This window comes from Paraburkholderia diazotrophica (genome assembly GCF_900108945.1).
Lineage (GTDB): Bacteria > Pseudomonadota > Gammaproteobacteria > Burkholderiales > Burkholderiaceae > Paraburkholderia > Paraburkholderia diazotrophica.
The window spans coordinates 51,358-64,797 of record NZ_FNYE01000036.1 but is presented as its reverse complement, the minus strand read 5'-3'; the positions used below and the strand labels follow the sequence as shown (position 1 = coordinate 64,797).

Genomic DNA, 13,440 nt, shown 5'->3' with positions numbered 1-13,440 from the left:
CTCCTGACACGCTTCCGAAACGGCAAAACAGCGCTTACCCGCAAAAAAGGCAATATCGCGTTCGCGATATGAAGTCTTTCAGATCATCGGGCACGAACGACCAATCGTGGAAAGCCGCACGGTTCGTCGGGCTGCACCGCAACGCACGAAAAAACTTCCTGTTCAGGGAACGGAATAGAACTGCTGATCCAGAGCGGCGGTTCGGTAATGACGCGTAGCGCGGCACATTCAGTGGACGCCGCGATAACATGTCGACTGTCATTTCTTGCGGGTCTTGCCTGTGGTTCGTGAGAGTTTGGTTTCGTGTTCACGCTTCATTACCTTCCGCTTCGATTGCCCCGCGACTGCAGACGCAATAGTTGAGCCAACGCCACGAGACACAGGATAGGTATCTTCAGACACATTGCTGATCGGGCTGGTTGATGGCAGCCCACCTCCAAAACGCTTGTCGTATCTTCTGCCAAGTATCGTTTGTCGTATCTTCTGCCAAGTATCGTTTGTGGGATCGGCGGCGTTGCATATCCGACAATGCTCGATATGCAACACCACGGGTTGCCGTGATGAGCGGATTAAGGCAGCGAATTTAGCTGGTGTTGCAACGACCGGTTAGATCCGCCCAATGCGTGTCATTCGATACGCGAGCCGGTCGGCCGAAGCAGGCACTAAGCGCTCGGTGAGCAGAGTGCGGCGATTCCACAATAATGCGCTGGACGAAACGATTAATGGCCTTTAAGGACGAAGTCATTCATCGCCGTTAGATCTGCAAACTATCGAACTTTCCAATCTTGAAGGTGTGCAGCAGTAATGCGGCTGCGATGATTCACCCCCCGCATTTGTGAAGTCCACACAATGCCGAAAGCTAAGAAAGCGCTGCAGGGCGTCGCTACGGTGCTCGAACGCTTGCACTACCCGGTGGATGTGGCGGTGTGCTCTGCCGCAATCTCAAGGTTTCTCGCCGCAGCCGCAAAGAAGGCTTTGTCAACTTACAGTAAGACAGACAGTTCGATCTATGTAGAGAACGTACACCCATTCCTTACTAATGTGCCTGTGAGCCGTTTTTCACGTCTGCCCAGTCCTGTCATGCGAGCAGACGCGCCTTCAGTTCGGTGCGATGGCGTCCGGCATTCCCTCCGAGTGTCGCGGCAAAGCAAAGTGCTGTCGGATAGGAGCGAAGTTCGAGAAGACTGCTGTGTGCGTCGCGCTCGCGAAAGCCCTGCATTTGGCGTTCGCGCCTGCGCGTGGGCTGATGGTAAGCGGCCAGGCAACTCATCTTGAAGTCCGGTAAAGCACTTGGGAGTATCGTGTCCACCTAAACGTTATCGGTGCGCCCCATCTTTTGCGGCGCTCACCATGGTATGGCGACCCGCGGACATTGCGGGCGCGTCGACCTTTGATCATCACGTGTTCCTTGCGGGCCGGGCGAACGGTACTGCCCTGGAACTTCACCGAGCCGCAGGCCTGAGCGAGTCCCGAGCTGGAATCTAGCCGTGCTCCAGGTAGAGCCGTAGCGCGATGGCGAGACGCCTTGCCAACGCGACGATGCCCACCCGTCGCATGCGCTTGCCGTTGCCGGCAAAGCGCCGGTTATACGGTTGTACCACTGGGTCAGAAGGCTGTCGGGCTGCAGGCGCCGCCAGGGCTACGCCAGTTCGACGAGCATCGTACGCGTTAGCGGGGTTGTTGCCGGCCTTGCTGATGCCCTGTTCGATCTCCCTGTCCCCGCTGTGGTACCGCGTGGGTGTAAGTCAGAGACACCCGGCGACCTCGCGTCGGTTTGCGAAACGTCGCCAGACAAACACTTCCTTGACCAGCACCAAGCGCCGTTGGGACCGATCGACGAATGCACTGGTTCGATTACGGCGATCCCGAAATGGCCTGAATACGCCGGTCGGTGAAAGACCCTATCGAGCACACCCTTCTTCTTCAATCTTTGAGCATAACAGACCGCCTTACTGCGACAAAAACCACCACCGCCCCCGATCGTTATTTGCTGTTTCACTATGTGCTTCCGATGTTTCATGGGCCGGCTTGTGCCAACACTCATATACCGATGGCGCGCCTGAACTCACGCGCGGCCGCTTTCGCGCGCGCGCTGGCATCCGGTGCGTCGGGGAGGGCGGCACACCAGGCCGCGATAGCTTCGTCGGCGAGCGGTTCCCACTTGCTCACCCAGGCCGTCAGCACGGTGCGGTTGCTTTCCTGCTCGAGCGCCATGCGAACGAGCTCGGCGGCCCAATGCCGATGCCGCTGGGCGTCGATCAGCTGCGCATCGGTGATGAGGCCGAGCAGCGTATCGCCGTTGCGCCGCGCCGCCACGCCGAGGCTTCGCAAGACCGTCTCTTCCACGGCCGGACGCGCGACGAGGTTCAGCGCTACGAAGCTCTCCGCCCAGTCCCATGCGGTGAGTGCGTGCTCGACTAGTTTGCGCCAGCCCTGCCATGCCGGATCGTTTTCCCAGTAGTGCCGCTCGTCGGTGCCGAAGCCGAGGTCGCCGAACGTCTGCGACAGCTCCCTGGTGCGATACGCCGTGTGCGTGAGCCAGCGCAGCGAGTCCGCTGTCTGGTAAGCGGCGCAGTTCGAGATCGTGGAGGCGGGCGCCATCTGGGTCAGATAAGCCGAGCTCATTTGCAGCGCATGGAACAGGAAGCGCGCGGGCGTGTAGTGGCGCGCGAGCGTACCCGCCCAGGTCCGTGCGAGCATGGTGTCGTGCCCGCGTGCGGAGAACTGGTCCAGCAGCCCGAAGACATACGTTTCCTGCCCGTCCTGGAGCAGGTTGTAGGTGCGGTAGACGAGTTCGTCCGGATCGCGGAACGCATTCCAGTCGGGATGAGTCAGTGGCGATGCATTTCGGTTTCGCTTGAACCATTGCGCCATTTCGAAGTTCGGGTCCAGCTCGAACGGCGCATCGGGATTGTCGGTCGTGTAGTGCAGATTGGTCGAGACGATCTCGTACTCGCTTGGCTTGCGCCGCCGGGCCGCCAGATGGCTCCAGGTTTTCAGTGGCTTGAGGACTACGGGTTGCGTCATGCTCGTCTCCAGCTAAAGCGTCTTTTCGTAGTAAAAGCGCACATAGTCGTCGGTCGTCTCGATGCGGCCCGCAAACGCGCTGAGATTGACTTCGAGCTCGGACATCCTGAACGGCCGGCCCAGTGTTTCCTCGAGCGTCGCGCGGCGCAGGATCAGTTCGCCGTCCGCGTCGATGCGCACATAGGCGAGCTTGTCGTCCACGCGAATTGCCTTGCCGGGGTTGTCCACATGCGCGGCTTCGATGACGCCGGCCGTAATGCTGCTCGCGCGAAGCACGGGACCCACGCGGTTGTTGCGGTACGCTTCGGCGGTGTTGTCGATGGTCACGTTGTGTTCCCCTGCGGACTCAGGAATGGGCAAAGAATGGTTCGACGCCTTCGACGGCAATCAGAACATCGTCGCCTTCGAGTTTCACGGCGTATTCGGCGAGACGGCAGTCACCCGGATTGATGCCTTTGCCCGTGCTTGCGTCAAAGGTCCACTGATGCGCGCGGCACATCAGCACGCGGCCGTCGAATTTTCCTTCGACGAGTGGAATGTCCTGGTGCGGGCAAATGCCCTGAAAGGCGCGCGGCTCGCCGCCTTCGGGGCGTACCAGCACGATCACGTGGCCATCCACTTCCACTTCGGTCATCTCGCCTTCCCACAGGTCGTCGAGGGTGCAAACTTTCTGGAACAACATGCTGGCCTCAGTCGTCGCAAAAGATGAATTCGAGCGTTTCCATCGGCTTGATGTCTGTCTCGGCGAGTTTCGCGTCGCGCGGATAGAACTGCTCGCCGTCTTGGCGGCGCACGCGGATCACCTTGTCCGGTCGAGGCGCTACTCGCCGGCCCACCGAATGGTGAGCCGCTGCGGCGGCGACCTCGTCCATCGAGTTGTCCGTATCCACGGCCACGAGCTGCAATACGAAGTCATACTGAAAATTGGAAATCACAGGGAAAAGAGCCATGTCGTCCTCCATTGAATCGCCGCTTCACGGCTCTTTTCGTAACGCTTGTCGCGGTACGTTTCGACCCACGCGTAGTGGTGCGCGTCGTCGCCGATTTCGCCCGGTGCGAGCCCCATGTACTTCAACGCGCCCGTCAGGTCAGGCGGCTGGATCTGCCCGGCCAAGAAGCGATCGACGAGCGTGAGGTGATCGCGGTAGCGAACGGGGTCCTGCTGGAACACCCAGCGATCGATTTCCGAGTTGAAGTGATATGTGCGGCCGTTGTAGTCGAGTGGATAGTCCTTCACATTCCAGCCATTGCCAGGGATCGCGCAAATGGGCAGCTGGCTCATGTTGCAGATGATCGGCAGCGTCTCCGGAACAGTGAGTTCGGGCTTGCCGGCGAGCAGGTTATCGATGATGACGTCCCACGCCTTGCCGAACGTGTCGTTCCAGCCGGGATATTTTTCTTCGAGCCAGTCGCGGCACTCAGGCGTCATGCCGGCAGCAGGATTCCACCAGACAGTAGGCCGCCAGAACCAGATACTCAATTGATAGGCGTGGTGCTGGTAGTCGACCTCGTTGATCATCTGCGCCCAGTACCACGGCAGGTCGAGTCCGAGGTCGATCAGCGTGCGTTCGAACTGGCCTACGATCCACTCCCGCATGAATTCCTTGAACGACTGTTTGCGGTGCACGGGCGGCGTGGCGTAATCCATCGACGAGCCCGTGAGCAGGCAGAACAGACGCCAAGCGCGCGCGATGGCGATGTCAACGAGCTTTTGGGCCTGCTCTTTGCGGCCGTTGGCGATCAGGATCTGCAATGCGGGGCCGCCGATTTGCGCATGGCGCGACTCGTCAGTCTGAATGCTGGAGATCAGGCTTGCAAAGGTGAAGTCGCCCGCTTCGGCAGCATCGGCCGCGAGGCCGAGAAACTGCATGTTGGTAAAACCCGTTTCGAACGCGAAGGTGAGCATGACCGCGATTTCGATTGCACTGCGCGACATGAACAGATCATCGAACGCGCTGCGCGCGGCAATCGCACCCCACTCGTTAGTGTGGTACGCCTTGTGGGCCCAATCGAACTGGCGATCCTTGGGGCAGTAGTCGTGAGGAAAGTAGAGCTGCAACTGGCCATGACGGTTCTCGTCGAGCATGCCGAAGGTGGCCATGTTGCGCATGCCGGGCGCACGGCCGAAACGTGCCATTCGGGCCTCCGCGCTCATCGCCGCATATTCGCCGAGCGCAATTGCACCGTAGTGCGCCTTCAGAATGGACAGCCAGCCCGGATCGGCGTCCTCGAACATGCGGCTGCGCTCAAGCGCGCCCTTCACCGAGTAGGCGCCGGCGTCTTTCTCGCGCTGCACGCGCACATACTCGGGATATGACGTCTTGTATGGCTCGTCGTAGGTTTCCCAGCTCGCCATGGGAATGCCTTGTGCCCCAGACATAAGATCGGGAAAGAGCTCCGACTCCGCCACATAGCTTGAAGTCCAGTTGGTGGCACGTGCAATGTCATACCATGCCGCTCGTTCCAGTAACGCCATCGTGATGTCCCCCTGCTGGAATGGACAATGTGTCGCCCGGCACGATATGCACTGCGCCGGGCGACCCTTGAAAGCAAGGTCAATGCCAATGCGCGGTGTTTCTTTCTTGGCGGCTGCGGCGAAAAATCTATGAATCGCGGCGAAGCGAACGTGGAACACGAGATTGCGCACGCTTGGGGAGTCGGACGCGCAGCGCCCCACGCACAGCAGGGCCGCATCCGCTGGGTGATGACAGCGTTTGAGCACCGTAGCGACGCTCGGAGGCAGTATCTTCTTCGGTTTCGCCGTTGTTTAATCGTCAAATGCGGCTGTGAATCTTACCCCAGCGCCTTACTGCGACACGAGCTTCGAGATGGTAAGCTTGACAGTTTTCGCGGTTTCACGAAATGAGTGACTTCGGCCGTAAAGGCCGTTAATCGCCGTTTCGCCAAGCGCGGCCCCACGCTGCCCGCCAAGTGCTCAATGAGCATCGAGTTGATATGCGTTGGGCGGAGTTAGGCGGCTTGCAGCATAAGCTAAATCCGCCTCCTTAATTCGCCTTGTCACGGCAACTGCAGTGTTGCATATCCGACATTGTCGGATATGCAACATTTCCCCAGCGCACGAACGTGATACTTAGAAGAGGCCAGTTCAAAAAAATCCCTTGTGAGCTGTTTACGGCCGCGTCGTCATCAGGCTTAGTTAGACGCGCGAATGGGCATTGCGAATGGAAAATGGTGAGCTACAATGGGGTGCGTTCTTCACCAAAGGGTCGCTCACCATGCAGATGGAAAGCTGGGTTGGCACAATCGAGCGTGAATGGCATCAGTTGCGTCGCGCTGAGCCCTCTCTTGATGTTGAGAAATTCTCCCGTCATGTCCTCGCTGCTAACAAGACGGGATTCCTGTCACCCGAGTCGCTCGCCGCGATCGCGAACGCGCTCCTGACCAGCACACTGGATGGCGCGGCTTGTCTGGGCCGCTGGTTACTCGAGCGCATCGGGGTGAACCGTCATCCGGCCTGGCGGGTAGCGATGGCCATTTCCCTGGTTACGGCCACAGGAGGTGAGGCGGACTTCGAGACCGGGAACGCGATTCTCGACGATGTGATGAAAGATGAAACCGCGGACAGTCGTCTGCGCGGCATGTCCGCTGCCGCGCTGGCCGATAGTGCACGGCTCGGGCGGGGTATGCATGTTGATGTGAGCCGTGCGCGATCGCTCTACGAGCAGGCCATTGAACTGGGCCACAAGGCCGCGGCACATAATCTCGGGCTTTTCTGGGAAGGCCTGTGGGGCGCGGACGACAACGGATTCATTCCGGATCGCACAAAGGCCATGCAGAGCTATCGACGCGGTGGCGACGACAAATGTTGCCAACGCCGCCTGGAAGCGCTGCGTTGAGTTCCTGCCGCCCGCCAGTCGTGCGGCTGGCAGATTTCAGGCGGCGCCCGACGGATATTTCGCATTATTAATAAAGGCAAGGTTGCGGAGAAGCGACTCTCCGTCCTCGGTGATGCGAGGGCGCACTGCTCCGCCCGCACGTCGCTCCAGTGCAACAAGCTGGCGTTCAAGCAACGCACCAAGCTCTTCCCGATCAGCAATGTGATCGGCGGAGTCCTTGACCAGCATCAATGTTGCGAATTCGTGGGCGCTCAACACGGGATGCTCCTGACGCAAAGAGAGAAACGCCGGTCGCCAGGTTTTACGGCGACGGGCGCTGCATGACGCCCACGACCGTTGGCTGACTACCGAGGGCGAAGAGCTTAATCCCAAAATGTGACAGCATGAGGACGGCGTCGAATCCCGACATCGCCTCGTCTATAATCAGCATGTCCAGAATCAACGTCGCATGGAGCCGTATTTTATGAGTCAAGCCCGCGGGCGATATGCGGGATCCCGGCGCAACGGCCAACGCCAACCTCACCACGAGAAAAAGCCTCCACCCCAACGGCCGGGACCTCCGTATGTGAAGGCGCCGCCCCGAGACCCCGCCCAGACTGCCTCCATCTTCAAAACACGATCGTTTCAGTTTCTGGTCGATGCGGTAGGCGCAGAGAATATCGCCATTGCACTCGAATCGAGCATGACGCGCGTGGCCGAACTGATGAAAGGCGAGCGGTTCACGCCCGAGACCGCCTTTCACATGGAAACCACGCTCGGGTTACCGCACGGCTTTTTTGACCAGCCCAATCCTGCGCTCGCGGCCGAGACCATCGCCCGTCTGAAGTCACCGCTCGACTTCGTCCAGATCGATGAAGGATTCGACGCAGAGGCCGAAGCACTTGAGCCGGCTCCTGCCAGGAGCGTCGACCAGCAACCAGTTCCTGAGGATAGTTTGTCCGAGGAAGCGCAAATGCCAAAGAAAGTAGCTGGCGGTTCGCCGAGAACCGTCAAGAATAGTCGAAGCGGAAAGCCCGAACAGCCCAAACCAGGAGTGCCGGTTAAAGCTTCGCGTCCGACAAACAAGCCGCCTAAAACGCCGCAACAGCAGCCGCTAGCATTGAGCGACAGCGCCGAGGTGGAAAATATCCGACGCGCCAACCTCCACCTTCTCACCAGTCGCAACGGATCGAAAGTCAGACTCGGCGTGGTCATGGAGATGAGTGGATTCAACATCGCCGATCGTCTACATGGCAAGAAGCGCATGGACAGTTTGGAAACAAACCGGTTCACGGAGCGACTCGGATTGCCAGCTGGCTGGTTAGACAGTCCGCGCACGGAAGCCGACATTCCAGAGTCAGTGTCGCGTCTGCTTACGCCTGCTCCACGCGGTCGCGCATCCGTTCAACAACATGAGTCGCCTGCGCCAGCAACGAACGATGGTGTACGGGGGAATCTCGTCGACGGGAAAGTGCGCACGAGGCGCGTGCGTGCGACCGCCCTGGATGCATCGGAAAGCCCCGCACCTGTTTCGGCGGACGTCGCGGAAGACACGGAGACGATCGTCGTCAGCCCGCGAGCTGATGTCAATGATTCCTCCGAGGACCTTGCCAGCCGTTCATTCGATGAAAAGGATGAAGCGGTGCCGGCAGCCACATCTGCACCCTCCGGGTCGATGCCCGAATCGTTGCCCGTCTCCGCGCACCCGCAGCAAAGTCCGGCTCCACTCCCCTTCGCCACCGTGACCAGCCTGGACAATCTCCACGGTATTGCACCGATAGCAGAAGCATTGATCAAGACGCTGGCGGGTAAGGCACGCACGGGTCGGCTGGACGAATTGAAAGCCCTGGAGCTTTTACAGCAGGCGGTCCTGTTGTAAGTCGTTGGCGGCGTCGATCGGCCGATCCGTCGTGAGCGCCAGGCCGTCTGGATTTGCGCCGAATTGCATGATGCCCCAGTGAGACGGGAAACGGTGGTCACCGTGACGCAAGAATTTGCACGACCATCAGATGATGCAGCCGCGGACGCCCGGAACGACGCCATTTGCTGGCAGGACTCTCGAGCCGTCCGCGTTCATCGGGCGCAAGCGGCTCGACGTTTGCCTGTTATCTGTCTGTTGTTGTCTGTCTGCCATGTCATGTCTGTCTGTCTGTCTGTCTGTCTGTCTGTCTGTCTGTCTGTCTGTCTGTCTGTCTGTCTGTCTGTCTGTCTGTCAAGGCTATTTTGAAATGTCGGGGCTCCGGCTAAATACAGATGTCGGGGTTGAGATCGGTTTTGGGTTGTAGTTATTGGTTGTTTTGCAGTCCTTTTTATCTGTCTGGAGGGGGTTTTAGCACCGAGCCTGCCGGGTTCCGATGGATCCCCCTTACCGCCGCATTCCAGTCCTCGAGCGTCACTTCGCGCGGCTTCCGCGTGCCGGGCCGCCGCGCCTTCGGGCGCACCGGTTCACCGCGGTTCGTGCGCGACGGCGAACCGGATATCCGGCGATTGTCGCGCTGCGCCTGCAGCGCCTGGGCGACCTGCAGCGCATGGCCCAGCCGCTTGTGCCCGATCACGGCCCCCTGGTCGATTTCGGCGAGCTCATCGAACGCGACACAGGGCAGCGCGACGCCACCGGCACGCAGTTCAATGCGTCCGTCCGGATACTCCCACACGTCGATGTGGCGGCCGATCAGTCGGCGCGTAGCCGGTGTGTCCTCCAGCAGCCAGATCATGAGGTCATTCAGCACGGTCAGCGATTCCGACACCTTGCGCACCACCCGCCACGTCAGGATCGTGTCGAGATTCTCGTCCGCGCGTAGCGGCCGGTGCGCGTCGAACGTGCTCCGCGGTGGCTTCGCAAAGCGCGCGTTGTAGGCGGCCATGAAGGCGGGCGCCCAGGCATTCGCCGCTTCCATGGTCTGGATGCCGTGCAGCCGCAACTCCTTCACGAGCCGGTCCTGCAGCGTGAGATGGGCGCGCTCCACGCGCCCCTTGGCGGGGCTTGAATTCGCGCAGAAGGTGTCGATATTCAGCTCGTACATCGCCCGGCCAAACTGCGTGATGCCGCGCGCGCCGGTGCGGCTGTACGTTGGCCGGAAGACGCTGGCACGGTCGCTGTAGAACGCCACCGGCTTGCCATGGCGTTCGATGTACGCCCGCGTCGCCTCAAAGTAGCTGAAGGTCGACTCCGTGGCCGTAAAGTGCAGCGTCATCAGGCGGCTGGTCGCATCGTCGACATACACCAGCAGCGTGCAGGCCGGTGCCCGGTCCTCGAACCAGCGGTGGTCGCTGCCGTCGATCTGCACCAGTTCGCCCAGGCACGCGCGCCGGGCCCGCGGCTGGTGAATCTTCGGCGGGCGCTGCTTGCGCGGCACCCACAGGCCGGCCTGGGTCATCAGTTGGCGCACCGTTTCCTTGCACAGCCGGATGCCGTGGCATTCGTCCAGCTTCTCGCGCGCCAGCGTCGGACCAAAGTCGGCGTAGCGCTCACGCACGAGCGCCATGGCCCGCGCACGCAGATCGATGGGCAGTTCACGATTGCTCGGCTTGCCACGCTTGCCCGACACCAGTCCGGCTGGACCATCGGCCTCATAACGCCGGCACAGCCGGCTGATCTGCCGCTCACAAAGATCCAGCCGCTCGGCTGCCAAAGCAGCGCAGGCGGCCTTCAATGACCGCCTCGATGACCTTGACTCGTTCCAGTTCGCGCATGCTCGCCGTGATCAGACCACGCCCATTCATGATTCACCCCCGGGTCGACGCATCGCGACAGCGTGAGCCTAAGGAGGCAAAAATCGGACATTTCTAATTAGCCTGAATCGGACATTACTAAAAAGCTTCTACACTGTCGAGCCCGCCAGCGGTTTTTATGTCAAGCGCGCGGGCGTTCGCCGCGCGCCCGCCTTTATCCCGTTCCATTCCGTAATGGTGGCCAATCAAACGGCCTTGAAGCGAAGATGGCAAGCGGGCGAGGTGGCGACGCCGGTTCAGAAATCGCCAAGTCGAATTCGCTACGCCTGATGTTCGCAGCTTGTGCGATCACGTAGTCTTCGGCCACCACGCCTGGTTAGCTTTGAGTTAACGGCGGGCCTCGCGACAGCGCGAGAAGCCGCTCTTCGGCCACACGCGCGACAATCGTCGATCACGCGAGAGAGGCCTTCAAGGCATCGTAGTGCAACGGGTCCTTTTCGAGCAACTCGAAAAGATCAGCGACGACATGCTCGATGTCACAAATCAGGTCTGTGTTCTTCGACAGACGCTCGATGTCGTTGAGATGGCTGAAATAATGCAAAACTTTGAGAATTCGTTTCGACTTCTCCTTTCCAAACAAGGTATCGACGCGCTGATCGACGGTTCCGTCGACGAAATGCGGGATGCGCGCGTAGCTGTAAAGCTCTACAAATCGTCGCACTGCGTTCGGAACTGAGAGCAATGTTTCCAGCTCGCCTTTGTCCGGGCTGTTGTGGAAATTGTGAACCACGCCAAAAAGATAGTGATACTCCGAAGAATATTTGAGGATCGAGGGGGGAAGATTCGTGAACGTTGAAACAGTCGGCGACAGTTTCTTCGTCTGGAAGTAGCGTCTTTTGTTCTTCGCTGGCAACTCGCGAAGAAGCGAGAAAAATTCAAAATTGTGGGTGGAAATGAAAAGCTGCGCGCACGCGATCCTCCATTCTCCTTTGGGCTCGTCTTGCTTGAAGAAGGTTTCTCGAATAATCGAATTGACTTGGAATATGTGATTGCTGTCCAAGCTGGATATAGGGTCGTCGATGTAGATCATCGATTTTGAGAAATCTTCGAGCTCGTCTAGCTTTGTCAAGAAGAACGCGAAGGCGATGGCTGTCTTTTCCCCTTCGCTAAGGTTTTTCGCGATCGCCTCTCGGCGAGCGAGCCGGAACCGGTCCGACTCCCCTTCCTTGACGACTTCGATGTGGAGTTCGTCACTCCCGAGTAGATTCGAGATTCGGGCGTTTATCTTCTCTCGGCCTTTTTGCGCGAAGCTGATTTGCGCTTCCAGCTCGAGATTTTCGGCTTTTAACGCTTTTCCGATCTTTTCCATCTTTTCGCGATGCGAGACATGCAGAGCGAGACGCTTCGCCGCGCCCGAGTCACGTTCCGTGGCGAAAAACTCGGCGGCGAAATGCAGTTTCGCTTTTTTCACCGCGCTGGCTTTCAGCTTGCCAAAACTCTCGCCGATCGCGTTGTTCGCCGCGACGATTTCATTGAACGCTGCCACTCGTCGCGCCACGTCTTTCTCGGGCTCATCCGACAACTCCGGAAACTCCACTTGCTCGAAAGTCGACTCCATCTTGCGAGCCATCGATGCGGAGAGTTTGAGAACTTGATCGTTGAAGGTGCCGATCGCGCACAGCAGCTCTTGATGCGCCTCGCCTGCGCGGTCGCGAAAGTCTGGGTAGAAACTCGACTTCTGGAACGGTGTCAGCTCCAACTGCAACGCGTCGACAGACTTCTTGGTGGCACTCAGTTCGCTCTTGAAATTGAGGAGATCTTTAGAAAAGTGAGCGCGAAGCGCGCCCATGCGTTCGTTGGCAAGTTCACCGCCGCAAAATTCGCAGGCTTCCGCGTCGTCATGCAGTGTCAGACCATGCTCGACCCAATTGGCGACGGCGGGATTCTCCCTAAGGTAATCAATCGTGCTTGACAATTGCGGTACTTTTTCAAGCAGCGGCTTGCATTTCGCGATCGACCCGGAAAGCGTCGGGTGAAGGCGCACCAAGGGCACCGGTTCCAGCTTGTCCTTGTCCGAGGCGAGGGCTTGTTTCAGGCACGCCGCCAAGTCATCTTCGCTGAGTCGCGCCTCGGCCGCTTTGCCTGCGTCCAGGCCCGCGAGCACGGCGTTGAGGTGCGAAGCAGTGAACGCTTCGACCAGCGAAAGACGAATCTTGATCTGTTTGGCCGCAGCGGTCCGATCTTGGCTCATCCGCTGTTCAGTTTCATCGCTCAACCTTCGGTGCTTCGCGTATGCGATCCGGCACCGTTCAATGAGCTTCACATTCGCCGCGATTTTGCTTTGCGCCTCAATAGTGTCTTCGCCCAACAACAGAATGGGATGAAACGTTGCTCCGTTCCAACTCAAATTTTTCTCGACGAAATCCGAGTTGAACACTCGGGCGACGCCGCCGTAAGCACCCACGTTGGATTGATCGACCGATGAACCGTCTTCGTCAACCAACGCGAATTGCGCTCCGGGGTAGTCCGGATGCGTCGCCTTGGTTTCCAGGCACTGGAAGAGCCTCGACAACGTTGTTTTGCCCGAGTAATTCCATCCGTAGATGATGTTGGCCGCGCCAAACTCGTTTAGGCCCGCTGGTTTCGCGTAGTCTTCGAAAACACCGAATTTTTTTATCCGCGACAAACTTTTGATCATGATATTAGCGCTCAGTTTATTTTTTTGTTGACTGTGATCCTAACAAAATCATCGATAGTCTTGGTGAGTTTATCGAAGGCGCGGCAGGCAAAGCTGCCACGCCAGAGACGATCCCAGCCACCGAGTCGTCATGCTCGCAGGTGCTGTACTCCGACGCGGATTCCACCATGGGAAGTGGCGATGTCCGCCCTGGACACGCGAAAGCGA

The 13,440-nt window shown here is 59.0% G+C and carries 9 protein-coding genes and 3 pseudogenes; 2 read left to right on the top strand and 10 right to left on the bottom strand.

Annotation, left to right across the window (positions count from 1 at the left end; translation table 11 throughout):
- Positions 1–1,078: 1,078 nt before the first annotated feature.
- From BMW76_RS42970 to BMW76_RS31510, 7 genes and pseudogenes are all read right to left on the bottom strand, one after another.
- Positions 1,079–1,249, bottom strand: a pseudogene (locus BMW76_RS42970) (IS6 family transposase); the annotation flags it as partial.
- 232 nt (positions 1,250–1,481) lie between these two features.
- Positions 1,482–1,837: pseudogene (locus tag BMW76_RS42965) on the bottom strand (transposase); the annotation flags it as partial.
- Positions 1,838–2,040: 203 nt separating this feature from the next.
- The gene (locus tag BMW76_RS31530) at positions 2,041–3,027 is read right to left on the bottom strand and encodes an aromatic/alkene monooxygenase hydroxylase subunit beta (RefSeq protein ID WP_090872363.1); all 987 of its coding nucleotides are present in this window, start codon (positions 3,025–3,027) and stop codon (positions 2,041–2,043) included.
- 12 nt (positions 3,028–3,039) lie between these two features.
- Positions 3,040–3,354 (bottom strand): MmoB/DmpM family protein, encoded by a 315-nt coding sequence (locus BMW76_RS31525; RefSeq protein ID WP_090872397.1) that lies wholly within the window; start codon positions 3,352–3,354, stop codon positions 3,040–3,042.
- 19 nt (positions 3,355–3,373) lie between these two features.
- A complete protein-coding gene (locus BMW76_RS31520) occupies positions 3,374–3,709 on the bottom strand; it encodes a Rieske 2Fe-2S domain-containing protein (protein ID WP_090872361.1) in 336 nt (111 codons plus the stop codon).
- A 7-nt stretch (positions 3,710–3,716) separates the two neighbouring features.
- Positions 3,717–3,977, bottom strand: coding sequence for a toluene-4-monooxygenase system B family protein (locus BMW76_RS31515; protein ID WP_015004451.1), 261 nt, complete (start codon positions 3,975–3,977; stop codon positions 3,717–3,719).
- Positions 3,959–5,503 (bottom strand): ferritin family protein, encoded by a 1,545-nt coding sequence (locus BMW76_RS31510; RefSeq protein ID WP_090872395.1) that lies wholly within the window; start codon positions 5,501–5,503, stop codon positions 3,959–3,961. Before BMW76_RS31510 ends, BMW76_RS31515 begins: the two co-directional genes overlap by 19 nt.
- A 706-nt stretch (positions 5,504–6,209) precedes the next feature.
- Here BMW76_RS31510 and BMW76_RS31505 point away from each other — a divergent pair.
- Positions 6,210–6,884 carry an SEL1-like repeat protein gene (locus BMW76_RS31505; protein WP_245763454.1) on the top strand — a complete coding sequence of 225 codons (675 nt, stop codon included), beginning with the start codon at positions 6,210–6,212 and terminating at the stop codon, positions 6,882–6,884.
- A 36-nt stretch (positions 6,885–6,920) separates the two neighbouring features.
- Here BMW76_RS31505 and BMW76_RS31500 read toward each other — a convergent pair whose 3' ends face one another.
- Positions 6,921–7,142 (bottom strand): hypothetical protein, encoded by a 222-nt coding sequence (locus BMW76_RS31500; protein WP_090872359.1) that lies wholly within the window; start codon positions 7,140–7,142, stop codon positions 6,921–6,923.
- A 205-nt stretch (positions 7,143–7,347) separates the two neighbouring features.
- On the opposite strand from BMW76_RS31500, the gene BMW76_RS31495 reads away from it, so the two are divergent.
- Complete coding sequence (locus tag BMW76_RS31495) at positions 7,348–8,742, top strand: hypothetical protein (protein WP_090872357.1); 1,395 nt, start codon at positions 7,348–7,350, stop codon at positions 8,740–8,742.
- Positions 8,743–9,172: 430 nt separating this feature from the next.
- Here BMW76_RS31495 and BMW76_RS31485 read toward each other — a convergent pair.
- Both BMW76_RS31485 and BMW76_RS31480 read right to left on the bottom strand, forming a co-directional pair.
- Positions 9,173–10,586 (bottom strand): annotated as a pseudogene (locus BMW76_RS31485) (ISNCY family transposase).
- 400 nt (positions 10,587–10,986) lie between these two features.
- Positions 10,987–13,233: an AAA family ATPase gene (locus BMW76_RS31480; protein WP_090872353.1), complete on the bottom strand. Its 2,247-nt coding sequence runs from the start codon at positions 13,231–13,233 to the stop codon at positions 10,987–10,989.
- Between the last annotated feature and the right edge of the window lie 207 nt (positions 13,234–13,440).

Bases quoted from the DNA above. Each gene is read 5' to 3' on its own strand.
- BMW76_RS31505 (WP_245763454.1), top strand. From the start codon at position 6,210: ATGGAAAATGGTGAGCTACAATGGGGTGCGTTCTTCACCAAAGGGTCG.
- BMW76_RS31510 (WP_090872395.1), bottom strand. From the start codon at position 5,503: ATGGCGTTACTGGAACGAGCGGCATGGTATGACATTGCACGTGCCACC.
- BMW76_RS31530 (WP_090872363.1), bottom strand. From the start codon at position 3,027: ATGACGCAACCCGTAGTCCTCAAGCCACTGAAAACCTGGAGCCATCTG.
- BMW76_RS31520 (WP_090872361.1), bottom strand. From the start codon at position 3,709: ATGTTGTTCCAGAAAGTTTGCACCCTCGACGACCTGTGGGAAGGCGAG.
- BMW76_RS31495 (WP_090872357.1), top strand. From the start codon at position 7,348: ATGAGTCAAGCCCGCGGGCGATATGCGGGATCCCGGCGCAACGGCCAA.
- BMW76_RS31515 (WP_015004451.1), bottom strand. From the start codon at position 3,977: ATGGCTCTTTTCCCTGTGATTTCCAATTTTCAGTATGACTTCGTATTG.
- BMW76_RS31480 (WP_090872353.1), bottom strand. From the start codon at position 13,233: ATGATCAAAAGTTTGTCGCGGATAAAAAAATTCGGTGTTTTCGAAGAC.